The sequence below is a fragment of the Rhizobium sp. KDH_Rht_773_N genome (genome assembly GCF_052946295.1).
In genome coordinates, this window is record NZ_JBRFNB010000002.1 from 589,568 (window position 1) to 611,602 (window position 22,035).

The 22,035-nt window shown below is 63.6% G+C and carries 20 protein-coding genes; 3 read left to right on the forward strand and 17 right to left on the reverse strand.

Going from position 1 to position 22,035, the window contains the following annotated elements:
* Positions 1-4 precede the first annotated feature (4 nt).
* Positions 5-1,075, forward strand: a complete 1,071-nt coding sequence (locus ACU8HS_RS24675; protein WP_112571322.1) for a sn-glycerol-3-phosphate ABC transporter ATP-binding protein UgpC — start codon at positions 5-7, stop codon at positions 1,073-1,075.
* 76 nt (positions 1,076-1,151) lie between these two features.
* Here the strand turns inward: ACU8HS_RS24675 and glpK are convergent, their stop codons facing one another.
* The 9 genes from glpK to ACU8HS_RS24720 form a co-directional block, all read right to left on the reverse strand.
* Entirely contained in the window at positions 1,152-2,648 is a 1,497-nt protein-coding gene (gene glpK, locus ACU8HS_RS24680) for a glycerol kinase GlpK (protein WP_112753186.1), read from the reverse strand.
* Positions 2,649-2,792: 144 nt separating this feature from the next.
* Positions 2,793-4,523 carry an ABC transporter substrate-binding protein gene (locus ACU8HS_RS24685; RefSeq protein ID WP_447016409.1) on the reverse strand — a complete coding sequence of 577 codons (1,731 nt, stop codon included), beginning with the start codon at positions 4,521-4,523 and terminating at the stop codon, positions 2,793-2,795.
* Between the two features lie 78 nt (positions 4,524-4,601).
* Entirely contained in the window at positions 4,602-4,883 is a 282-nt protein-coding gene (locus ACU8HS_RS24690) for a DUF2160 domain-containing protein (protein ID WP_112571326.1), read from the reverse strand.
* A 12-nt stretch (positions 4,884-4,895) separates the two neighbouring features.
* Positions 4,896-5,723 carry a carbohydrate ABC transporter permease gene (locus ACU8HS_RS24695; protein ID WP_447016410.1) on the reverse strand — a complete coding sequence of 276 codons (828 nt, stop codon included), beginning with the start codon at positions 5,721-5,723 and terminating at the stop codon, positions 4,896-4,898.
* A gap of 14 nt (positions 5,724-5,737) precedes the next feature.
* The gene (locus ACU8HS_RS24700) at positions 5,738-6,604 is read right to left on the reverse strand and encodes a carbohydrate ABC transporter permease (protein ID WP_447016411.1); all 867 of its coding nucleotides are present in this window, start codon (positions 6,602-6,604) and stop codon (positions 5,738-5,740) included.
* Positions 6,605-6,607: 3 nt separating this feature from the next.
* The gene (locus ACU8HS_RS24705) at positions 6,608-7,678 is read right to left on the reverse strand and encodes an ABC transporter ATP-binding protein (RefSeq protein WP_112571332.1); all 1,071 of its coding nucleotides are present in this window, start codon (positions 7,676-7,678) and stop codon (positions 6,608-6,610) included.
* A 9-nt stretch (positions 7,679-7,687) separates the two neighbouring features.
* Entirely contained in the window at positions 7,688-8,767 is a 1,080-nt protein-coding gene (locus ACU8HS_RS24710) for an ABC transporter ATP-binding protein (protein WP_112753188.1), read from the reverse strand.
* 42 nt (positions 8,768-8,809) lie between these two features.
* A complete protein-coding gene (gene glpD, locus ACU8HS_RS24715) occupies positions 8,810-10,339 on the reverse strand; it encodes a glycerol-3-phosphate dehydrogenase (protein WP_447016412.1) in 1,530 nt (509 codons plus the stop codon).
* A 114-nt stretch (positions 10,340-10,453) separates the two neighbouring features.
* Positions 10,454-11,227 (reverse strand): DeoR/GlpR family DNA-binding transcription regulator, encoded by a 774-nt coding sequence (locus tag ACU8HS_RS24720; RefSeq protein WP_112567389.1) that lies wholly within the window; start codon positions 11,225-11,227, stop codon positions 10,454-10,456.
* Positions 11,228-11,468: 241 nt separating this feature from the next.
* On the opposite strand from ACU8HS_RS24720, the gene ftsZ reads away from it, so the two are divergent.
* Positions 11,469-12,494, forward strand: a complete 1,026-nt coding sequence (ftsZ, locus tag ACU8HS_RS24725; RefSeq protein ID WP_112703130.1) for a cell division protein FtsZ — start codon at positions 11,469-11,471, stop codon at positions 12,492-12,494.
* 70 nt (positions 12,495-12,564) lie between these two features.
* Here ftsZ and ACU8HS_RS24730 read toward each other — a convergent pair whose 3' ends face one another.
* The 7 genes from ACU8HS_RS24730 to ACU8HS_RS24760 all read right to left on the reverse strand — a co-directional run bounded on the left by ACU8HS_RS24730 (position 12,565) and on the right by ACU8HS_RS24760 (position 19,443).
* Positions 12,565-13,308, reverse strand: coding sequence for a tyrosine-protein phosphatase (locus ACU8HS_RS24730; RefSeq protein ID WP_447016413.1), 744 nt, complete (start codon positions 13,306-13,308; stop codon positions 12,565-12,567).
* Positions 13,309-14,169, reverse strand: coding sequence for a carbohydrate ABC transporter permease (locus ACU8HS_RS24735; protein WP_447016414.1), 861 nt, complete (start codon positions 14,167-14,169; stop codon positions 13,309-13,311).
* Complete coding sequence (locus ACU8HS_RS24740; protein WP_447016415.1) at positions 14,159-15,112, reverse strand: carbohydrate ABC transporter permease; 954 nt, start codon at positions 15,110-15,112, stop codon at positions 14,159-14,161. Before ACU8HS_RS24740 ends, ACU8HS_RS24735 begins: the two co-directional genes overlap by 11 nt.
* An 83-nt stretch (positions 15,113-15,195) precedes the next feature.
* The gene (locus ACU8HS_RS24745) at positions 15,196-16,491 is read right to left on the reverse strand and encodes an ABC transporter substrate-binding protein (RefSeq protein WP_447016416.1); all 1,296 of its coding nucleotides are present in this window, start codon (positions 16,489-16,491) and stop codon (positions 15,196-15,198) included.
* A gap of 15 nt (positions 16,492-16,506) precedes the next feature.
* The gene (locus ACU8HS_RS24750; protein WP_112758961.1) at positions 16,507-17,349 is read right to left on the reverse strand and encodes a metallophosphoesterase; all 843 of its coding nucleotides are present in this window, start codon (positions 17,347-17,349) and stop codon (positions 16,507-16,509) included.
* 111 nt (positions 17,350-17,460) lie between these two features.
* Positions 17,461-18,102: a TetR/AcrR family transcriptional regulator gene (locus tag ACU8HS_RS24755; protein ID WP_112567410.1), complete on the reverse strand. Its 642-nt coding sequence runs from the start codon at positions 18,100-18,102 to the stop codon at positions 17,461-17,463.
* Positions 18,103-18,219: 117 nt separating this feature from the next.
* Entirely contained in the window at positions 18,220-19,443 is a 1,224-nt protein-coding gene (locus ACU8HS_RS24760) for a flavin monoamine oxidase family protein (RefSeq protein ID WP_447016417.1), read from the reverse strand.
* 105 nt (positions 19,444-19,548) lie between these two features.
* Between ACU8HS_RS24760 and ACU8HS_RS24765 the strand changes: the two genes are divergently transcribed.
* Entirely contained in the window at positions 19,549-21,090 is a 1,542-nt protein-coding gene (locus ACU8HS_RS24765; RefSeq protein ID WP_447016460.1) for a cation:proton antiporter, read from the forward strand.
* A gap of 13 nt (positions 21,091-21,103) precedes the next feature.
* Here the strand turns inward: ACU8HS_RS24765 and ACU8HS_RS24770 are convergent, their stop codons facing one another.
* The gene (locus ACU8HS_RS24770) at positions 21,104-21,910 is read right to left on the reverse strand and encodes a transporter substrate-binding domain-containing protein (RefSeq protein WP_447016418.1); all 807 of its coding nucleotides are present in this window, start codon (positions 21,908-21,910) and stop codon (positions 21,104-21,106) included.
* Positions 21,911-22,035: the final 125 nt, after the last annotated feature.

Below are 22,035 nucleotides of genomic sequence, written 5' to 3' on the forward strand. Positions count from 1 at the left end.
CCCCATGTCCGGCCTGAGCATCCAGAACGTCAAGAAATCCTTCGGCGCAGTCGACATCATCCACGGCATCGATGTCGATATTGCCGATGGCGAATTCGTCATCCTCGTCGGCCCGTCCGGCTGCGGCAAGTCCACGCTGTTGCGCATGATCGCCGGCCTTGAAGATATCAGCGCCGGCAAGATCAGCATCGACGGGCGCGTCGTCAACAATCTGCAGCCGAAGGACCGCAACATCGCGATGGTCTTCCAGAACTACGCGCTCTATCCGCAGATGACGGTCGCCCAGAACATGGGCTTTGCGCTGGAGCTTGCCGGCGCCAAGCGGCCGGAAATCGACAGGAAGGTGGCGGAGGCCGCCGCCATCCTCGGCCTGCAGCCGCTTCTGGAACGCAAGCCGGCGCAGCTTTCCGGCGGCCAGCGCCAGCGCGTCGCCATGGGCCGCGCCATCGTTCGCGATCCGAAGGTCTTCCTCTTCGACGAGCCGCTGTCGAACCTCGACGCCAAGCTGCGCGTCAAGATGCGGGCGGAGATCAAGGCGCTGCACCAGCGCCTGAAGACGACGATCGTCTATGTCACGCATGACCAGATCGAGGCCATGACCATGGCCGACAAGATCGTCGTGCTGCAGGGCGGACGGGTCGAGCAGATCGGCAGCCCGCTCGAACTCTACGACCGGCCACGCAACATCTTCGTCGCCGGCTTCCTCGGCTCGCCGGCCATGAATTTCCTCGAGGGCACGCTTGAGGCGGGCAGCGGGCCGAGCCTCGCTCTGGCCGGCGGCGCCCGCGTCAAGCTCTCGCAGGCGCCCGGAAATTCCGCCGGCAGGCCGCTGACACTGGGCATCCGCCCGGAAGATATATCGCTCGGCGGCGACGAGGGTGTCGATGCCGTCGTGAAGGTGATCGAGCCGACTGGCTCGGAAACCCATGTCGCCGTCGAAGTCGAGGGCAAGGAGCTGACCTGGGTCGTGCGCGAACGCGTCAACCTTGCACCCGAGCAGCGCGTCAAACTCTCCTTCGCGACCCCGAAAGTGCATTTCTTCGACCGGCAGACGCAGAACCGGCTCGACGCTTGAGGCTGGATGCAGACCGATCTCTGAGCCGGGCGGCCTGACACCGCCCGGCTCTTTTCACGGTGGTGGTCCGCCCCCGTCAGGTCACCGTGCTGAGCGTGCGCGCAACCGCGTTGCGCCAACCGACGATCCTTGCCTGCCGGTCGACATCAGCCATATCGGGCTCAAAGCTCCGGTCGCGCGCCCAGGCGCGGGCAAACGCCTCCTGTCCCGGCCAGACACCAGCCTTCGATCCGGCAAGCCAGGCTGCGCCCAGCGCCGTCGTCTCGAGCGTGGCCGCGCGATCGACGGGGCTGGAGAGAATGTTGGCAAGGTGTTGCATCGTCCATTCGGAAGCCGACATGCCGCCATCGACGCGCAGAACCGTTTCGATCGGATGGTCGCCCCAATCGCTTCTCATGGCGACGAGAAGATCGAGCGTCTGGTAGGCGACGGATTCCAGGACCGCACGCGCCAGTTCCGCCGGGCCGCTGTTGCGCGTCAGGCCGAAGATCGCGCCGCGCGCCTCCGGATCCCAGTAGGGAGCGCCGAGGCCCGTGAAGGCGGGCACGATATAGACACGCTGCTGCGGATCGGCCTTGTCGGCCAGCGCACCGGTTTCCGATGCCTTGTCGATGATGCCGAGACCGTCGCGCAGCCATTGTACGGCCGCCCCGGCGATGAAGATCGAACCTTCCAGCGCATAGGTCGTCCTGCCGTCCAGGCGATAGGCGATGGTGGTGAGCAACCGGTTCTTCGAGCGCACCAGATCGTCACCCGTATTCAGCAGCGCAAAACAGCCGGTTCCATAGGTGGATTTCACCATGCCCGGTTCGAAACAGGCATTGCCGATCGTTGCCGCCTGCTGATCGCCGGCAACGCCGAGGATCGGGATGGCCGCACCGAAAATAGCGGGATCGACGGTGCCGAAATCGTCGGCACAATCCCTGACCTCGGGCAGCAGCGCCCGGGGGATGCGCAGGATCTCGAGCAGTTCGTCATCCCAGTCGTTCTCGGCAATATTGTAGATGAGGGTTCGCGAGGCGTTGGTGGCGTCGGTGACATGCGCCCGCCCGCCTGTCAGCTTGTAGATGATCCAGCTGTCGATCGTGCCGAAACAGACTTCGCCGGCCTCGGCGCGGGCGCGCAGTCCCTCGACATTGTCCAGCAGCCAGCGCAGCTTCGTTCCGGAGAAATAGGGATCGAGAAGCAGGCCGGTCTTGGCGGTAAAGAGCTTTTCATAACCGTCGACCTTCAGCCGGTCGCACATTTCCGCCGTACGCCGGTCCTGCCAGACGATCGCCTTGTGGAGCGGCCGGCCGGTGGCTCTTTCCCAGACGACGGTCGTCTCGCGCTGGTTGGTGATGCCGACGGCGGCGATTGCGCCCGGTGCCGTGCCGCTCCTTGCCAGCGCATCGCGCGCCGTCGAAAGCACCGTATCCCAGATTTCGTCGGCGTCGTGCTCCACCCAGCCGGTCTGCGGGAAATGCTGGGTGATCTCCGTCTGCGCCGACGAGACGATGTTCATCCGAGGGTCGAAAACGATCGCCCGCGACGATGTCGTGCCCTGGTCGATGGCAAGGATGTGGCCGCTCATGACATCTGTTTCCTGCGCAGCAGCCATCGTTCCGCCGGAACGGCAGCTCTGTTCCCCGTTTGTGTTCTGGAAGTGGTGTCGACCTTCCCGGCGCGCTGCCGGGAAGGCCTGAAGGCGTCCGGGCCTGCGGCCCGGTCGATCAGCCTATTTGTTGGCTTCGGCCCAGCTCTTGACGAGCTCGTCATAGTTGACGGTGATGGGCTTTTCCTTCTCGTTTTCGATCTTCAGCTGCGGAGCAAGGTTGCCCTTGGCGACGGCGTCCTTGTTCCAATATTCAAGATCGTGCTCCTCGGCGAGTTTCGGGCCGATATCGCCCTGCACCTTGGCGCGTTCGAGGCGCTGCAGCACCTTTTCCTGCTCGGAGCAAAGCGAGTCCATCGCTTCCTGCGCCGTCTTTGCGCCCGAGGAGGCGTCACCGATCGCCTGCCACCACAGCTGTGCGAGCTTCGGATAGTCAGGAACGTTCGTACCGGTCGGCGACCACTGCAGGCGGGCCGGCGAACGGTAGAACTCGATCAGGCCGCCGAGCTTCGGCGCGCGGTCGGTGAAGGACTTGTGGTCCAGCGTGGACTGGCGGATGAAGGTCAGGCCCACATGGCTCTTCTTCACGTCGACGGTCTTGGACGTGACGAACTGGGCATAGAGCCAGGCCGCCTTGGCACGGTCGTCGGGCGTGGACTTCATCAGCGTCCAGGAGCCGGCGTCCTGGTAACCGAGCTTCATGCCGTCCTTCCAGTAGACGCCGTGCGGGCTCGGTGCAAAACGCCATTTCGGCGTGCCGTCGGCATTGACGACCGGCAGGCCATCCTTCACGAAGTCGGCCGTGAAGGCGGTGTAGGTGAACATCTGCTGGGCGACTTCGCCCTGAGACGGGACCGGGCCGGATTCGGAGAAGGTCATGCCCTGGGCGGCGGCCGGTGCATAGGCCTTCATCCAGTCCAGATATTTCTGGATGGAATAGACGGCTGCCGGGCCGTTGGTATCGCCGCCGCGTGCGACGCAGGAGCCGACGGGCCGCGAGTTTTCATCGACCTTGATGCCCCATTCGTCAACCGGCTTGCCGTTCGGGATGCCCCTGTCGCCGTTGCCGGCCATGGACAGCCACGCATCGGTGAAGCGCCAGCCGAGCGACGGGTCCTTCTTGCCGTAGTCCATATGGCCGTAGACCTTCTTGCCGTCGATCTCGCGGCCGGTGAAGAACTCGGCAATATCCTCATAGGCCGACCAGTTGACCGGCACGCCGAGATCGTAGCCGTACTTCGCCTTGAAGTCCGCCTTGTTCTTCTCGTCGTTGAACCAGTCGTAGCGGAACCAGTAGAGGTTCGCGAACTGCTGGTCGGGAAGCTGGTAGAGCTTGCCGTCAGGCGCGGTCGTGAACGACTTGCCGATGAAGTCGTCGATATCGAGGCCCGGATTGGTGACGTCCTTGCCTTCGTTTGCCATGAAATCGGTCAGCGAGCGGGCCTGCTGGTAGCGCCAATGGGTGCCGATCAGGTCCGAGTCGTTGATATAGGCGTCATAGATGTTTTCGCCCGACTGCATCTGCGTCTGCAGCTTTTCAACGACGTCACCCTCGCCGATCAGGTCGTGGGTAATCTTGATGCCGGTGATCGCCGTAAAGGCGGGCGCCAGCACCTTCGATTCATATTCGTGCGTGGTGATCGTTTCGGAAACGACCTTGATATCCATGCCGGCAAAAGGCTTGGCAGCGTCGATGAACCACTGCATTTCCTTTTCCTGGTCGGCGCGCGTCAGTGTCGAGACGTCGCCGATCTCCTTGTCGAGGAAGGCCTTCGCCTCGTCCATGCCGGCATAGGCGGAGCCCGCCATGGCCAGCAAAATGCCTGCTGTCGTCGTCAGTAGATGCCGTCGCATAATATCCTCCCAGGTTTAGCGATTGCAGTCTTTACGTCTCAGGCGGCCAGTACCCCCGGCCTCCATATCACCCTGGCATCACACGTAGCGGAACACGCCGATGGCGTAGACCACGGAGAGGCCAAGAGCCCACCAAAGGCTCGGTCCGACAAGACCCAGCCATGCGAGATGAATGAACGCTGCCCCCAGCAGCGAGATGAAGAGCCTGTCGCCGCGCGTGGTTTCGAAACGAAGCAGACCAACGCGCGGCGAGCCCCCCGGCGAAAGGAATTCCCAGACGCTCATGGCAATCAGTAGCGCCAGGATCGTCAGGAAGAAGAGCGCCGTCGGCAGCGTCCAGGCCATCCAGGAAAAGTTCATGTCCGGTCCTCCTCAGACGCGGCCCAGGGCAAAGCCCTTGGCGATGTAGTTGCGGACGAAATAGATGACGAGCGCGCCGGGGATGATGGTAAGCACGCCGGCCGCCGCCAGCACGCCCCAGTCCATGCCGGCCGCCGAGACCGTGCGCGTCATGATCGCCGAGATCGGCTTTGCCGCCGTCGTCGTCAGCGTGCGGGCCAAGAGCAGCTCCACCCACGAGAACATGAAGCAGAAGAAGGCGGCGACACCGACGCCGCTTGCAATCAGCGGCGTGAAGATCTTCACGAAGAAGCGCGGGAAGGAATAGCCGTCGATATAGGCTGTTTCGTCGATCTCCTTCGGCACGCCGGACATGAAGCCTTCCAGGATCCAGACGGCGAGCGGCACGTTGAAGAGGCAGTGCGCCAGCGCCACCGCGATATGCGTGTCGATCAGGCCGAAAGCGGAATAAAGCTGGAAGAAGGGCAGCGCAAAGACCGCCGGCGGCGCCATGCGGTTGGTCAGCAGCCAGAAGAACAGGTGCTTGTCGCCAAGAAAGCGGTAGCGCGAGAAGGCGTAAGCGGCGGGCAGTGCGGCGAGCACGGATATGACCGTGTTCATCGCCACGTAGATGATCGAATTGATATAGCCGCTGTACCAGGACGGATCGGTGAAGATGACCGCATAGTTCCTGATCGTCGGGTTCTGCGGCCAGAGCGAGAAGGCGCCGGTAATTTCGGCATTCTCCTTGAAGCTCATGTTGACCAGCCAGTAGATCGGCAGAAGCAGGAAGACGATGTAGATCGTCGTGACCACCCAGGAGAGATTTCCGGCGGGCTTGTGTTTCATCGTCGAAACCATGGCTCTCTCCTTTCTCAAGCGTTCGCGTCGCTGCTGGTCATGACCGTGTAGAAGATCCATGAGAGCAGCAGGATGATCAGGAAGTAGACGATCGACATGGCCGCCGCAGGCCCGAGGTCGAACTGGCCGACGGCCATCTTGACGAGGTCGATCGACAGGAAGGTGGTCGAATTGCCCGGCCCGCCGCCGGTGACGACGAAAGGCTCGGTATAGATCATGAAACTGTCCATGAAGCGCAGGAGAACGGCAATGAGAAGCACGCGCTTCATCTTCGGCAGCTGGATGTAGCGGAAGACGGACCAGCGCGAGGCGCCGTCGATCTTGGCCGCCTGGTAATAGGCGTCCGGGATCGAGACGAGGCCGGCATAGCAGAGCAGCACGACGAGGCTCGTCCAGTGCCAGACATCCATGACGATGATGGTGATCCAGGCATCGAGCGGATCGCGCACGTAGTTATAATCGAGGCCGATCGCTTCCAGCGTGTGGCCGAGCAGGCCGATATCGACGCGGCCGAAGACCTGCCAGATCGTGCCGACGACATTCCACGGGATCAGCAGCGGCAGCGCCATCAGCACGAGGCAGACCGGAACGCCGATGCCCTTCTTCGGCATGTTGAGCGCGATGAAGATGCCGAGCGGAATTTGGAGCGCCAGGATGATGAAGGAGAAGAGCAGGTTGCGCTGCAGGGCCTCCCAGAAACGGTCGGAATGCAGGATATCGTCGAACCAGTCGGTGCCGGCCCAGAAGAACTCGTTATTGCCGAACGTATCCTGCACCGAATAATTCACCACCGTCATCAGCGGGATGACCGCCGAGAAGGCGACGAGCAGCAGGACCGGCAGAACCAGAAACCAGGCCTTGTTGTTCCGGGTCTTTTCCATGGTTCAAGCCTCCCTGCCGACACGCCAGGAATCGGCGTAGATGCTGATTGCCGCGGGGTCGAAACGGACCCTCGCATCCTCGGGGATCTCGGCGTCTTCCGGCACGACGATCGCCAGCGGCTGGCCGGCGAAACGGGCGCGCACGATCTTCTGGCGGCCGATATCCTCCACCTTGGAGATCGAGACCGGCATGCCGTCGCGGCCGAGCCGGATGAATTCGGGGCGGATGCCGAGTTCGACCCTGGCCGCCCGCGCCGTGTCGGGCGCATAGTCGAGATTGATCGTCTCCTCGCCGACGCTGACGCTGGAGCCGGCGACCTTGGCGGGCATGACGTTCATGCCGGGCGAACCGATGAAATAGCCGACAAACGTGTGGCTCGGCCGCTCGAAGAGCTCGGCCGGCGTGCCGATCTGGACGATTTCGCCCTCATACATGACGACGACCTTTTCGGCGAAGGTCAGCGCTTCCGTCTGGTCGTGCGTGACATAGACCATGGTGAAACCGAACTGCTTGTGCAGGCGCTTCAGCTGCGAGCGCAGCACCCATTTCATATGCGGATCGATGACGGTCAGCGGCTCGTCGAACAGGATGGCGTTGACGTCATTGCGCACGAGGCCGCGGCCGAGCGAAATCTTCTGCTTCTGGTCCGCCGTCAGGCCCTGCGCCTTGCGTCTGGCCCAGTCGGAAAGATCGATCATCTCGAGGATTTCGCGCACGCGCCGGTCGACTTCGGGTTCGGCCACGCCCCGGTTGCGCAGCGGGAATGCCAGATTGTCGTAAACGGTCATCGTGTCGTAGATGACCGGGAACTGGAACACCTGGGCGATGTTGCGCGCCTGCGTCGAAAGATCGGTCACGTCGCGGCCGTCGAAGAGGATGCGCCCGTGCGAGGGCTGCAGCAGGCCGGAAATGATGTTCAGCAGCGTGGTCTTGCCGCAGCCGGAAGGCCCGAGCAGCGCATAGGCGCCGCCGTCGGTCCATTCGTGGTCGACTTCCTTCAGCGCATAATCCTTGTCGGATTTCGGATTGGGGCCGTAGGCGTGGCGGATATGGTCGAGCGTGATGCGTGCCATTGAAACCTCCTATGCCGCCTGGCTGCCGGTTGCGATTGCCCGCCCGTCCGGCCCGAAGGCCATGAGATGGCGGGTGTCGAGGAAGACGGCGATCTCGGTATCGGGATCGATGTCGTGAATGCCATGCGCCAGCATCACCCAGCGCACGCCGTTGAAATCGACATGCACGAAGCTTTCCGAGCCGGTGATTTCGGAAATCTGCGTGCGGGCCTGGAGCCGCGGCGAGGCCGGCGTCTGGGCCTCGAGCGACAGATGATGCGGATGAAAGGCGATCGTGACGGCCCCATCAGGCGTGGCGGCCAGATGCGGCGGCACGATGATCTCGGCACCGGCCCCATGCCGGAAGATGGCGCCGTTCTTTTCCACCTCGATGAAATTCAGCGGCGGGTCGGCAAAGGTCTTGGCGGTGACGAGATCGACCGGGCGGCGATAGACCGAAATCGTCTTGCCGAACTGGGTGACGCGGCCTTCGCTGAGCGTTGCCGTATTGCCGCCAAGCAGCAGGGCTTCGGAGGGTTCCGTCGTCGCATAGACGAAGATCGCGCCCGACTGGGCGAAGATGCGCGGCAGTTCCTCGCGCAGTTCCTCGCGCAGCTTGTAGTCGAGGTTCGCCAGCGGCTCGTCGAGCAGCACGAGGCTGGCATTCTTGACGAGCGCGCGGGCAAGGGCGGTGCGCTGCTGCTGGCCGCCGGAAAGGTTGAGCGGCGTGCGATCGAGATAAGGCGTCAGCTTCAGAAGCTCGGCCGCCTTGCGCACTTCGAAATCGATCGTCTTCGCATCACGCCCGGCAATGCGCATCGGCGAGGCGATGTTTTCATAGACGCTGAGTGCCGGATAGTTGATGAACTGCTGGTAGACCATCGCGACATTGCGCTTCTGCACCGGCATGCCGGTCACATCGGCGCCGTCGAAATAAACGGAACCGCTGGTCGGCCGGTCAAGGCCGGCCATCAGCCGCATCAACGATGTCTTGCCCGAGAGCGTCGGTCCGAGCAGGACGTTCAGCGATCCCCGTTCAAATGTCAGGTTCGTCGGGTGAATATGATATTCACCGCCGACCATCTTTGCGGCATTGCGCAATTCGAGCATTCCGGTTCCCGTGCCTCCTCAAGACGGGGACCACATGCCGGCCTAGCCTGCGAGCGTCGCGGGCAGAGCGGCGATGTACTCCTCCAAAATATGCATCTGTTGTTTCGTCATGTGCAGGCCGGCCTTGGTCCTGCGCCAGAGCACATCGTCAGCGCAGACGGCCCATTCGTTGTCGATGAGATAGCGCACCTCGGCCTCGTAGAGATCGGAACCGAACAGCCGGCCAAGGTCGTCCGTCTTGCGGGCATCGCCGAGAATGACGGATGCTTTGGTGCCGTAGCGGCGGACGAGCCGGCGCGCATGGGCATCGGCCAGGAACGGATAGCGGCCCTTGAGTTTCGTCACTTCCGCCTCGTAGCCCTGCACCGGAAAGTCGCCGCCCGGCAGATGGCTGCCCGCCGTCCACGGCCTCCCCCTGGCACCGATCGCCTCGCCGATCTTCTCCAGCGCATGTTCCGACAGCCGCCGGTAGGTGGTGAGCTTGCCGCCGAAGACGTTGAGCAACGGTGCCTCGCCCGCCTTGCCCTCCACCTTCAGCACATAGTCGCGCGTCGCCTCCTGCGCCTTCGAGGCGCCGTCGTCAAACAGCGGACGCACCGCCGAATAGGTCCAGACGATGTCCTCGGGCCTCACCGGCTCCTGGAAATATTCCGAGGCCGCATTGCACAGATAGGCCGTCTCTTCCTCAGAGATCGCCACGTCCTTCGGATCGGCGGTGTAATCGCGGTCGGTGGTGCCGATCAGGGTGAAATCGCTCTCGTAGGGGATGGCGAAGATGATGCGGTTGTCGGGGTTCTGGAAGAAATAGGCGCGCGGGTCCTCGAACTTCTTCTTCACGACGATGTGGCTGCCCTGGACGAGGCGCACATGGCGGGCCTCGTTATGGCCGAAGGCAGAGCGGATGACGTGATCGACCCAGGGACCGGCGGCATTGACCAGCATGCGGGCCTGATGGCTCTCGCTCTTGCCGGTCAGCGTGTTGACCGTCTCGATCGTCCAGACGTTCTTGCCCTCGCCATCCTTCTCCTGCCTGGCCGAGACGACCTTGGTGCGCGGCATGACCAGCGCCCCCTTGTCGGCGGCGTCGCGGGCGTTCAGCACCACCATGCGGGCATCGTCGACCCAGCCGTCGGAATATTCGAAGGCCTTGGTGAACAGCGCCTTCAGCGGCCTGGCCGCCGCATCGCTGCGCATGTCGAGCACGGCCGTCGGCGGCAGAAGCTTGCGGCCGCCGAGATGGTCGTAGAGGAACAGGCCAAGCCGGATCATCCAGGCCGGGCGGATGCCGCCCTTGTGATAGGGCAGCACGAAACGCAGCGGCCAGATGATGTGCGGGGCCATGGCCCAGAGGATCTCGCGCTCCATCAGCGATTCGCGCACCAGGCGGAACTCGTAATGTTCGAGATAGCGCAAGCCGCCATGGATCAGCTTGGTGGCGCCGGACGACGTACCCGAAGCGAAATCGTTCATCTCCGCAAGCGCAACCGCATAACCGCGCCCAACCGCATCGCGCGCGATCCCGCAGCCGTTGATCCCCCCGCCGATGACGAAAATATCGTGAATACGGCCCATGTTCCCCCTCGTTGAGCCAGGACAGCGCAGCGGTTCCCCCAAACCGTTGCGAAAGTGAGGACGATTAAATCGAAAATTTTCCGAATGTCAAACGAATGTTATTGAGCGCTAAAATCAGCGGTTTGTTTTCGCGGTTTCGACGAGCACGACACCGCTCTGCTGACAGATATTGCGGATGGAGGGTGACTCGCATTGGTCGGTGATGAAGGTGTGAACCTGCGAAATCTGGCCGATGCGCACGGGCGCGGTGCGCTCGAACTTGGTGGAATCCGCAACCAGGATGACGTGACGGGCATTGGCGATGATGGCCTGCGCCACTTTCACCTCGCGAAAATCGTAGTCGAGAAGCGCGCCGTCCGGATCGATCGCGGAAGCGCCGATCACGGCATAATCCACCTTGAACTGGCGGATGAAATCGACCGCCGCTTCACCGACGATGCCGCCGTCCGACTGGCGCACCACACCGCCGGCAATCACCACCTCGATATTGTCGATCAATCGCAACCTGTTGGCAACATTGATATTATTGGTAATCACCATCAGTTCGTGGTGATCCGTCAAGGCCTCTCCGACGGCTTCCGTCGTCGTGCCGATATTGATGAAGAGCGAGCTGTTGTTGGGAATGAGATCGGCTGCGGCGACGCCGATCGCCTGTTTTTCGCTGGCGGCGATCTGGCGCCGCGCATCGTAGCGGACATTTTCCGTGCCGCGCGGGAAGGTTGCGCCGCCATGGATGCGCGTCAGAAGCTGCGCATCGCAAAGGTCGTTCAGATCCTTGCGGATCGTCTGCGGGGTCACGGCAAACTGCGCCGCCAGATCGTCGACCAGTACCCGGCCCGACGATCTCGCAAGTGCGATGATCTTCTCCTGACGATCCGACAGAAACATGCGCCCTCCCTTCGTTTCGCTTTCATCTTTAACGAAACTTCGCTTCGAGGCAAAGCAATCGCCACTGGTGCGATCGGCAGGAGCAATTTCGCCGTGCGGTTCTTTCGAACATGATCGCGTGCTGAAATCCCTTTGGATATTGCAAAGCTCGCCCAGCCTCTGCCTTGTTGCGCGCTTAACCTATAGGCGATTCGCGGTCCGCGACGGGCGGAACACGCACGAGGGACAAAAGGAGAGTTCGATGACAGACGCCAAGAGCGGCATTACGGGATTGCGGCCGCAGATTACGGTGATTGGCGTCGGCGGGGGCGGCGGAAACGCGATCAACAACATGATCGCCGAAAAACTGGCGGGTGTCGATTTCATCGCCGCCAATACCGACGCCCAGGTGCTCGCGACCTCCAAGGCGACGCGCCGCATCCAGCTCGGCGCCCATGTCACGGAAGGCCTCGGCGCCGGCTCCCTGCCGGAGGTCGGCCGCGCTGCGGCGGAAGAATCGCTCGACGAAATCATGGATCACCTGAGCGGCTCGCACATGTGCTTCGTCACCGCCGGCATGGGTGGCGGCACGGGAACGGGCGCGGCACCGGTCATTGCGCATGCGGCCCGCTCGGCCGGCATCCTGACGGTCGGCGTCGTCACCAAGCCCTTCACCTTCGAAGGCAACCGCCGCATGAAGATGGCCGAAGCCGGCATCGAGGCGCTGCGCCAGGCGGCCGATACCGTCATCGTCATCCCCAACCAGAACCTCTTCCGCATTGCCGACGCCAAGACCACCTTCGCCGATGCCTTCATGACGGCCGATCGGGTGCTTTATGCCGGTGTCGGCTGCATCACCGATCTCATCGTCAAGGAAGGCCTCATCAACCTCGATTTTGCCGACGTGAAATCGGTCATGCGCGGCATGGGCCGGGCGATGATGGGCACCGGGGAAGCCGGCGGTGAAGGCCGCGCCATGAAAGCGGCCGAGGCTGCGATCGCCAATCCGCTGCTCGACGATATCTCGATGAAGGGCGCCAAGGGCGTGCTGATCTCGATCTCGGGCGGCTCCGACATGACCCTCTTCGAGGTCGACGAGGCGGCCAGCCGCATCCGCGACGAAGTGCAGGACGACGCCGAAATCGTCGTCGGCGCCATCTTCGACCGCAGCCTCGACGGCAAGTTCCGCGTCTCGGTCGTGGCGACCGGCCTCGACGGCGCCGGCCAGCCGGCCGCCGTGCCGGACTATGCCGCAGGACAACAGCTGCAGAACCGCACGCTGCAATAACGATCGCCTCGCTGCCTGCGGGGACGGCGCGCAAGCGGAGGGCTGGCGCCGTCCGCCGCTGCTGCCGACATCAGCCGGCGAGCCGCCGTTCCAGGTCCCGCACGTCCCGGCGGCTCATGCCGATCTGCGCCATGTAGGAGCCCGCCCCGCCATACCGGCTGGCGAGATGATCGAGCGCGCGGGCCATGCTTTCCGGCGCGGATGCAAGAACGGTATCGACGAATGCGGGGGAAGCGCCGCGCGTCAGCGCCCGCGCCCGCAATTGGCCGAGCAGCGGACCGGATACCGATCCCGTCAGCGCGTAGTCTTCGATGATGACGGCGTCGTCGACCCCGGCATTTGCAAGAATGAGGGCGGCGATGAGGCCGGTACGGTCCTTGCCCGCCGTGCAATGAAACAGGGCGATACCGTCAGGCGCGCGGGCAATCGTCGCCAGCACTTCGGCGATGGCCGGCTGACAGCTGTCGAGAGCCTGGCAATAGCGCTCGCCCATATCGAAGCCTGCCGCGTCGGCCGCGCCCATGTCGATGGGCGCAAGCGCGGCAAATAGCGGTATGTTGGCGTAGACGACCCGCGCGTCCCCCTCGAGCCGGTTGGGCTGGAGGGCGATCTCGTGGCCGTTGCGCAGGTCGATGACGGTCGTTACGTCCTGCGCAACGAGGGCTTCGATATCGGCCGCGCTCAGGCCGTGCAGGGCATCGCCGCGCAGGAGGGAGCGCCAGCGCGTCAGCCCGCCGGCGCCGGTCGCATAGCCGCCAAGGTCGCGCACGTTATGGGCGCCATCCAGCGCAAGCACTCTTTGATAGGTCTGCATTCAACGGATTCCGGATTTCATGAAGGATTCGATGACGTGGCGCTGGAGGACGAGATAGATCAGCAGGATCGGCAGGCTGGCGAGCGCGGCCGCCGCCATCAGCGGCCCCCAGAGGTTTCCCTCCTGGGTCATGAACATCTGCAGGCCGATCTGTACGACGGAATTCTCGGGCTTGCGCGAAAGAAGCAGCGGCCAGAAATATTCGTTCCAGGCGGAAATGAAGGCGATGATGGAAAGCGAGGCGATCGGCGCCCCCATGTTGGGCGCAACGATCTGCCAGAGAATGCGAAAACTGCGCGCCCCGTCCATGCGCGCCGCCTCCAGCACCTCGGTCGGGAAAGCGCGCATGGCGTGGTAGAGAAGCAGGATCGCGAAGGCATGGGCGGCGTTGGGCACGACGAGACCCGTCAGCGTGTCGAGCAGCCCGAGCCTGGACGCCAGCACGTAGTTCGGGATCATCGTCACCTGGAAAGGCACCAGCCAGGACAGGGCGATCAGGCCATGAACGACCCCTGAAAACCGCAGGCGCCAGCGCACCAGCGCATAGGCGGCGAGCATGCCCGTCGCCACCTGCAGCAGGGCGGTCGCGGCCGAGACGACCGTCGTGTTGACAAGCATCTCGAGCATCGGCACGCGCGTCAGCACGAAGAGGTAGTTGTCGAAGGTCGGACGGGACGGCCAGGGCACCGTCGAGAAGATCTCGTTTTCGGGCCGCAGCGACGTGACGATCATCCAGTAGACCGGAAAGACCGAAACGAGGGAGAGCAGGATCATGACGGCGTGGACGCCGAATGCCCGCGCGGAGCCGCGCAATGGGGACGGCCGGCCCTGCCGGCGATCGCCGATGGCCTCAGTTGTCATAGAAGGCAAACCTCTTCGTCAGCCACATGCAGAAGGCGGCGAGCAGCGCGAAGCCGGCAAAGGCGATCATGCCGGCAGCCGAACTCCAGCCGGCCGAAAGTGTCTGAAAACCGTATTCCCAGAGCAGGTAGAAGATGTTGGTCGTCGACTTCAGCGGCCCGCCATTGGTGAGCACGTTGATATAGGCGAAGCTCCATTGCGCGCCGAAGAGCACCGTCATCATCGACAAGAGCAGGATGGTCGGCGACAGCAGCGGCAGGCGGATGTCGCGGATAATGCGCCATCGGCTGGCGCCGTCGATGCGCCCAGCCTCGATATAGGACGGGTTGATGCCGGCATTGGCGGCGGAAAAAAGCAGGGTGGAAAAGCCGATCAGCTTCCAGCCGGTGATCCAGGTCAGCGTCGGCAGGGCGTAATGCGGATCGGTCAGAAAACCGATGCGGGCAAGCCCAAGCGCCTGGAGGGAAAGCGTGACGAGCCCCTGGTCCTCGTTCAGCAGCCAGCGCCACAGGACGGCCGCGACAACGGGGGCGATGATCATCGGCACGAAGATCATCGCCCGGTAGAGCGTGCGGGCGCGGCCGCCGAGATCCTGCGTCCAGATCGCCACGAAGAGGGGGATGACGACCGACATCGGAAACAGGCCGATCGTATAATAGAGCGTGTTCCAGAGGGCATTGCGCATTTCCGGCAGCGCCAGCAATCGCTGGTAATTCGTCAGGCCGACGAAGCGCTGCGGCGCCGTCGGCAGCATGTTCCACTGGTAGAAGGACAGCCGGAACGCCTCGGCCAGCGGAATATAGGTCCATACCATCAGCAGCAGCAGCGCGGGCGTCAGGTAGAGCCAGGGTGAAAGCGCAAAACGTTCGCGCCACGGGCGCGCGCTCGTCCGGGCTCCGGCAAGCTCGGCAGGGCCGGCGATGTCCGCCTGGATATCTGTCATTGGCGAAAGCTCCGATCGACTGGCGATGAAGGGCGGTGGTCTGGCGCCCTTCATCCTCCTGGTTCCTCGTGAAGGCTGCGGGCTTACGGCATCAGGTCCTGGCCCTGCTGCTGCGCGCTCTTCAGCGCTTCGACCGGATCGCCGCTGCCGAAGACGGCTTCGCGAACGCTGTCCATCATCATCTTCTCGACCTGGCGATAGTTCGGGCCGGGGAAGGCCATGTTGGCGGTCAGGTGGTCGAGCTGCCTGATATTGGCCCGGAACATCGGGTTTTCCTTGACCCAGGGGCCGAGATAGTTCGGGTCGTCGACGATATCGAGGCGCAGCGGCAGGTAGCCGATCTTGCTGGTGATGATCGTATAGGCTTCCTTGCTCGTCAGGTATTTGAGCAGCTCGTAGGAGGCGCGCTGCTTTTCAGGGTCCTTGCTGAAGACGAAGAGGGCGCTGCCGGAATTGGTCGGCGCCGTCGGCTTGTCGCCGAAGGCGGGCATGGCCGCCAGGCGCAGCTCGAACTTGCCCTGGGCCGATTTCTTGACGCTGGAAAGCAGCGCGCTCGTATAAAGGAACATGCCCATATTGCCGGCCGCGAACGTGTCCGACGCGCTGGCCGGGTCGATCCTGGCATGCGCCCCGCTGTCGACCATGGCGCGCAGCATCCTGACGGCATCGGCCGCATCCTTGTCGGCAAAGGTCAGCGTGTTGCCGTCGCGGACCTTGCCGCCGTTCGACATGACGATCGACTGATAGACAAAAGTGCCGTCGGTCGGGCCGTAGGCGCCGGGGAAGAAGCCGTTCTTGCCGGTCTTTTCCTTGATCGCCTTGCCGGCAGCGTCAACCTCGTCCCAGGTCCTCGGCGGCTTGTCGGGATCGAGGCCGGCCTGCCTGAAGAGATCGGCATTGTAAAACAGGATCGGCGTCGAGAACGTGTAGGCAAGGCCGTAGGTCTTGCCGTCGACCTTGCCGAGCTCGAGCCCCTGCGGGATCATGCCGGCAAGATGGTCCTTCAGCTCCTTGGCATCGACCATGTCTTCCAGCGCATTGGCGCCGAGGTCGCTGGCGATGTAGATCAGGTCGCGGAAGACCAGTTGCGCCACGTCCGGCTGCTTGCCGGCAACGATATCGGCCTGCACGCGCGACATGATCTCGTTGGACGGGACGGCGACGGTCTCGACCTTGACGTTCGGGAATTTCTTTTCGAAACCGGCGATCAGTTCCTTGGTCGCCTCGGCGCCGGCGCTCGCCGAGGCGAGATTGTAGTTGTAGAAGCTGATCGTCACCGGCTTGTCGACGGTTGCCGGCATCCCGGCGAAGACGCCTGATGGCAAGAGCGAGACGGCGGCGAGCGCGGCCGTGAACTTCAACGTGGTTCTGCGCAACATATCTGTCTCCTGGAATTATTCGGCGGCGACGGGAACGGCCCGCGCCATGAGCATGTCAAGCGGATAGGTGTTGAGCTCGGCGCGATCGGACGGCAGCGGCACGAAGGCCATGGTGAGGCCGGAGGGGCGGATGGTGCCGATGCCGAAGGAAGCGCCGCGCACCATGCGCAGGATGTCCGTGCGCAGAATGTCGGTTGCGGCATGCTGGCCGGTGCCGACGACGACGGGGATGCCGTGCCAGACGGAAACGCGGTCGTGATGGATGTGGCCGCTCAGAATGCCGATGATGTTGCGGCCCTTGAGCAGGGCGCGGAACCGTTCGGACTGCGGGAAGTGAATGGTGCGCCAGTGCGTGGCGTCGGCCTCTTCGCCGAGCGCCGGCGGATGATGAACGACGATCAGCTTCGGCAGTTCCGGATGCGTATCGAGCGTCGAGGCCAGCCAGTCGAACTGTTCGGGATCGATCGTGCCGCCGATCAGGCCGGGGGTCGAGGAATCGATCGTCACGATGTGAATGCCGTCGATGACGGTATCGTGGTCGTAGGGCGCATCCGGATCGTCGGTGGCGATTTCCATGCCCTCGTAGAAGCCGGGGCGCGTGTCGTGATTGCCGAGCGCATAGACGACCGGCACGTCGATCCGGGCATCCATGATCTGTTTCAGCCGGCGAAAGCTTTCCGCGTCGCCGCGGTTGGTAAGGTCGCCGCTGGCGACCACGAATTGCGGCTTCGGCGTAACCGTTGCGACCAGATCGAGCACCTTTTCGAGTGTCTCGGTCGTGTCGCTGTAGAGATGGTCGTCATCGGCGGTGCCGATGTGCAGGTCGGTCAGATGAATGAAGGTGGTTTCGCGGCGCATCGGAAGGCTCCCTGACGGTTTTCGCGAGGCAACCGATAGAGGGGGCGTGTTTCGCAGGCGTGACGGATTTCGAATGCTGTTCGAAACCCGACCGGCTGCGACCGGCCGAGGTCAGCAGGACCGCCGGAACATCGGCGCGATGACTTCCACCATGCGCGCGATGACGAGCTCGGGATTGTCGAGATCCATCTGATGGTTGGTCAGGATCTCGGTGCGCTGTCGGCTGCGGGTGACCTGCGAACGGATGCCGAGCGCGCAGTTCAGGCGCCAGCCGATATCCACTTCGTCGAGCCAGGGCGCGATCCGCTTCAGCTGCGGAATGAAGGCGCGGTGATGCTCGACATCGTCGGTGATGCGGCGGTAGTGCGGCGCCCCGTCGCGGTTCGAATGGGCCATGGAGGTGAAATGCGAAAGCACCGGATAGCTCGATGTCGGATCGGTTGCCCAGCGGATCGACGGGCCGATAAGCGCGGCGATCACCTCCTCGATATCGGGAGGATTGGGCGCCCGCCGGTCGACGGCCTTCTGCAGGAGGCTGAGGCGCTCGGCGTTCAAACGACGGTAGACGCGTTCGGCCACCGCGGTGATCAGCTCTTCCTGCGATCCGAAATGATAGGCGATTGCCGAAGGCGTGGCCTGCGCCTGGATCGCGATCCGGCGCGCCGTCAGCTCTTCCGGACTGTGCGCTTCGCAAAGCAGCGACTCGCAGGCATCCATCAGGCGTTTTGCAGTGACGTTGGTTCGACTGGACATGAGGCTGAAACCTCCGCCCAATGGCGTAGGCCGCAAGTGTGTAGTGCAGATGACGCCCCGGCCAGGTTCGGCCAAAAAAGACCGTCGGCGGGCAAAAGCCTGCCGAAGCCGTCGATCTCAGGCAGCAGATTCGATGGCCTGGCCTGCCGCGCGCAGTCCGCTTTCCCAGGCTCCGTGCGCCGTCGAAAAATCGGATTGATGCGTCGCCTCGCCGGCAAAGAACAGGCGCTCGCCGACCGGCCGCGCCAGGATCGCGCGGGCGCCGGCATGGCCGGGCAGCGCGTGGCTGTAGGAGCCGCCGACCCAGTCCGTGCGGCACCAGGAGGAGGCCGCCAAGGGCCGCAGATGGCGGCGAATATCGTTTCCGAGAAGCGATGACAGTTGATCGAGCGCGAAAGCGAAGGCTTCGAGCAGGCCCTTGCTTTCGAGAACGACGGCGCCCTTGCCTCCGAAAAAGCCTTCGACGACCGGCCGGCCGAGCGGCCGGATATAATAGCTGCCGGTCTCGTCGCTCCTGGGATCGCCGAGCAGGTGGGTTTCCCGCTCCAGGCCATGATTGCCGGCAAGCTCCATGAAGAGCTTGTCGGCAAGGCCAAGCGGCAGCTGCCCGGCGGCATGGAGATGATCGTCAACATCGGCGTCGAAGGCGATCTTTCCCCCGGCAAGAACCGCGGTCGAAACGGTGACGATCGCCGCGCCCGCCGTCACCGCGCCCCTGTCGGTCGACAGCCGCACGCCCTTGCCGGTCAGCGCAACACGGCGCACCGGCGTCGAGAGACGCAGTGCGACGTCGGGGACGGCGGCACCGATCAGGCTGCCATAGCCTTCGTGCACCCGCCAGTTGGAATCGGTCGCGGCACTGTCATAGGCCAGGAAATCGGCGACCGACAGGCGTTCCAGCGGTGCCCCGTTCAGATAGCCGCTCAGCGACTGGCAATAGGCGTTCCACTCGCCGCCGGGCTCCAGCGCGTCCGAAGCCCTGTCGCTTTGCGGCGGATCGGCGCGAAGCCGCGCCTCCAGTGCCATCCAGGCGGCGGCAGCGGCCGCCTGCTGCTGCGGCGCAAAACCGAGATCGCGCCATTGGCCCTGCCAGGCCGTCGGCCCGCTTTCGATCGTGAAGCCGGTGTCGCGGCCCAGCGCGACAAGCGGGTTGCGCTCTGCCGAATGCAGCCAGCCGCAGCCCATGTCCAGCGGCATGCCTGACAGTTCGATCGTCCAGGCGCGGCCGCCAACGCGGTCGCTCGCTTCGAGGATGGCGACCGAGCGGCCGGCAGCGGCCAGCTTTCGTGCCGCGGCAATGCCGGCTGCGCCGGCGCCGATAACGGCCACATCGTAGTCCATCGTCAACCGCCTCGTCCCGTTCTTCGTCATCACCTTGACAGGCTTAAGCTTTACATGGGAGCCGCACCCGCTTCAATGCGCCCGAAAGCCTGCTACTATGCCCGCATGACCTTCTTCGAAACGCTCGTCGCATTGCTGGCTGTCGCGATCCTGCTGCTGCAGATCACCCGGCGCACGCACCTGCCCTATCCCGGCATCCTGGCAGCCGGCGGCGTCGCCGTGGCGATGCTGCCCGGCGCACCGGTCATCCCGATCGATCCGCCGACCGCGCTCGCCCTGTTCATCGCGCCCGTGCTCGTCGATTCCGCCTATGATTTCCCGATGGGGGCTGCGCGACGCATGCTGCTGCCGCTCATCTTCTACGCCGTCATCGCGGTACTGGTGACGACCGGCGTCGTCGTGTCGATCAGCCTGTTGACCGTCGGCCTGCCGATTGCGGTGGCGGTCACGCTTGGCGCCATCGTTGCGCCGCCCGATGCGGCGGCGGCGACCGCCGTGCTGTCCAACCTGCCGGTAGACCGCCGGGTGGACGCGCTCCTGAAGGGCGAAAGCCTGTTCAACGACGCGACGGCCCTGCTGCTGTTCGGAGCGGCGCTGACGGTCCAGGCACGGGGCGGGCTCGACGGCGCAACGGCGCTGCAGATCGGTTTTGCCGCCCCCGGCGGCATTCTCTTCGGCATCGTCTTCGGCTTCTTCGTCTCCAGGCTTCGGCCCATGACCGAAAATACGGTCGGCGGCACGCTGCTGCAGTTCGTCTATGCCTTTTCGACCTGGCTGATCGCGGAACATCTGCATCTCTCGGCCGTGCTGGCAACGGTTGCGAGCGCCATGACGATCGCCACGCTTTCGACGGTCGAGGATTCGCCGCGCATGCGGGTGCATTCCTTCGCCGTCTGGACCACCGTGGTCTTCCTGCTGAACGTCGTCGCCTTCCTGCTCATGGGCCTGCAGGCCCGCAGCATCGTGGAATCCATGTCCGCCGAAGCGCTCGAGCGGGCGCTCGGTTTTGCCGCCATCGTGGTGGCCGGCGTCATCCTTGCGCGTCTCGCCATGGCCTTCCTGCTGCACGCCTTCGTCGCCTCGCGCCACCGGCGCGGAAACGGGCTGGCGCCGTTTACGAACGGGGAGACCTTTCTGGTGGGCTGGTCCGGCATGCGCGGCCTCGTCACCCTTGCGACCGCCTTTGCGCTGCCTGCCGATTTTCCCGAGCGCGATCTCGTCGTGCTGACGGCCTTTGCGGTCGTGCTCGCAACCCTGGTCATCCAGGGGGCGACGCTTGCGCCGATGATCTACTTCCTCAAACTCGGACGTCAGTCGGAGGTCCGCGACGAGCTGGAAGCGGCCCGGCGATCGCTGGCCGAAGCCGCCTTTCAGCGTCTGGAGACGGAGGGCGGCGCGGAGGCCGAGGCGATCCGCACCGTCTGCCGGGATCACTGGACCGTGCCGTCGGACCTGGGCCAGGCCTCGCCGCTCGAAAGGCGCCGCAAGCTGACGATCGCGGCCGTCATCGCCCAGCGCCAGCGCCTGGAGGAGCTGCGCGACAGGGACCAGATCGGGCCGACGCAATATCTGGAACTGCAGGAAGACCTGGACTGGAAGCAGCTCTCCGTCGGCACCGACGAGGACCGGCGCATCACGGAGAGCTGAAACATGCCGCCTGTCAGCGGATGCTGAACGGGAAATATTTCGCGTTGATCGTATCGTAGATATCGTTGGCCTGGATGGTTTCGAGCGCGGCATTGAGCTTGTCCAGCAATGCCTTGTCGGAGGGGCGCACGGCGATGCCGGCTCCGTCGCCGAAATATTCGGTATTCTTGATATCGGCGCCCTTGAACTCGCAGCAGCTGCCCGCCTTGGTGTTCGCGAGCCAGTCGTAGACCGCCAGCTTGTCTTCCAGGATGATATCGACCTCGCCGTCGGCAAGGCCCTTGTAGAGATCCGGCGACGCCTTGAAGACGGTCGTCGCGACACCGCCATAGAACTTCCTGGCGTAGGATTCCTGGGAAGTCGCCGCCGTTACGCCGAGCTTCAGGGTCTTCAGGTCCTCGGGTGACGTGCCGGCAATCGCAGACGTCTTGGGAGCAATGAAGACAGTGGGGCTGTCGTAATATTTGTGGGTGAAGGCGACTTTTTCGCGCCGCTCGGCGCTCATCGACATCGACGAGATGATCGCGTCGTATTTGTTGTCCAGAAGGTTCGGGATCATCGCCGTCCATTCCTGGATGACGAATTCGCATTTCAATTTGGCCGTCTCGCACAGGGCCTTGGCGATATCGACGTCGAAGCCCTGAAGCTGGTTATTGGAATCGAGATAGTTGAACGGAGGAAACGCACCCTCGACGGCGATGCGGATGGCGTCGTTTTCCGCGGCAGCGACAGAAGCCGGCCCGAAAATACCGATCGAAGCGACGGCGGCACAAGCAATGGCGAAGAATTTCGAACGAAAGAGAAAGCCTGATCGCAACATATCAATCACCTTGATGTAGAGCCCGATTGCCAACCTTGCATCGGCAAGCGTTGCGCGACGAACAGCCAATCACAAAACGATTAAAAAGCTCGTCATTGCGAACCCTTCATTTTGATGCTGCTTGA

Bases quoted from the DNA above. Each gene is read 5' to 3' on its own strand.
- ACU8HS_RS24675 (WP_112571322.1), top strand. From the start codon at position 5: ATGTCCGGCCTGAGCATCCAGAACGTCAAGAAATCCTTCGGCGCAGTC.
- glpK (WP_112753186.1), bottom strand. From the start codon at position 2,648: ATGAGCGGCCACATCCTTGCCATCGACCAGGGCACGACATCGTCGCGG.
- ACU8HS_RS24685 (WP_447016409.1), bottom strand. From the start codon at position 4,523: ATGCGACGGCATCTACTGACGACGACAGCAGGCATTTTGCTGGCCATG.
- ACU8HS_RS24690 (WP_112571326.1), bottom strand. From the start codon at position 4,883: ATGAACTTTTCCTGGATGGCCTGGACGCTGCCGACGGCGCTCTTCTTC.
- ACU8HS_RS24695 (WP_447016410.1), bottom strand. From the start codon at position 5,723: ATGGTTTCGACGATGAAACACAAGCCCGCCGGAAATCTCTCCTGGGTG.
- ACU8HS_RS24700 (WP_447016411.1), bottom strand. From the start codon at position 6,604: ATGGAAAAGACCCGGAACAACAAGGCCTGGTTTCTGGTTCTGCCGGTC.
- ACU8HS_RS24705 (WP_112571332.1), bottom strand. From the start codon at position 7,678: ATGGCACGCATCACGCTCGACCATATCCGCCACGCCTACGGCCCCAAT.
- ACU8HS_RS24710 (WP_112753188.1), bottom strand. From the start codon at position 8,767: ATGCTCGAATTGCGCAATGCCGCAAAGATGGTCGGCGGTGAATATCAT.
- glpD (WP_447016412.1), bottom strand. From the start codon at position 10,339: ATGGGCCGTATTCACGATATTTTCGTCATCGGCGGGGGGATCAACGGC.
- ACU8HS_RS24720 (WP_112567389.1), bottom strand. From the start codon at position 11,227: ATGTTTCTGTCGGATCGTCAGGAGAAGATCATCGCACTTGCGAGATCG.
- ftsZ (WP_112703130.1), top strand. From the start codon at position 11,469: ATGACAGACGCCAAGAGCGGCATTACGGGATTGCGGCCGCAGATTACG.
- ACU8HS_RS24730 (WP_447016413.1), bottom strand. From the start codon at position 13,308: ATGCAGACCTATCAAAGAGTGCTTGCGCTGGATGGCGCCCATAACGTG.
- ACU8HS_RS24735 (WP_447016414.1), bottom strand. From the start codon at position 14,169: ATGACAACTGAGGCCATCGGCGATCGCCGGCAGGGCCGGCCGTCCCCA.
- ACU8HS_RS24740 (WP_447016415.1), bottom strand. From the start codon at position 15,112: ATGACAGATATCCAGGCGGACATCGCCGGCCCTGCCGAGCTTGCCGGA.
- ACU8HS_RS24745 (WP_447016416.1), bottom strand. From the start codon at position 16,491: ATGTTGCGCAGAACCACGTTGAAGTTCACGGCCGCGCTCGCCGCCGTC.
- ACU8HS_RS24750 (WP_112758961.1), bottom strand. From the start codon at position 17,349: ATGCGCCGCGAAACCACCTTCATTCATCTGACCGACCTGCACATCGGC.
- ACU8HS_RS24755 (WP_112567410.1), bottom strand. From the start codon at position 18,102: ATGTCCAGTCGAACCAACGTCACTGCAAAACGCCTGATGGATGCCTGC.
- ACU8HS_RS24760 (WP_447016417.1), bottom strand. From the start codon at position 19,443: ATGGACTACGATGTGGCCGTTATCGGCGCCGGCGCAGCCGGCATTGCC.
- ACU8HS_RS24765 (WP_447016460.1), top strand. From the start codon at position 19,549: ATGACCTTCTTCGAAACGCTCGTCGCATTGCTGGCTGTCGCGATCCTG.
- ACU8HS_RS24770 (WP_447016418.1), bottom strand. From the start codon at position 21,910: ATGTTGCGATCAGGCTTTCTCTTTCGTTCGAAATTCTTCGCCATTGCT.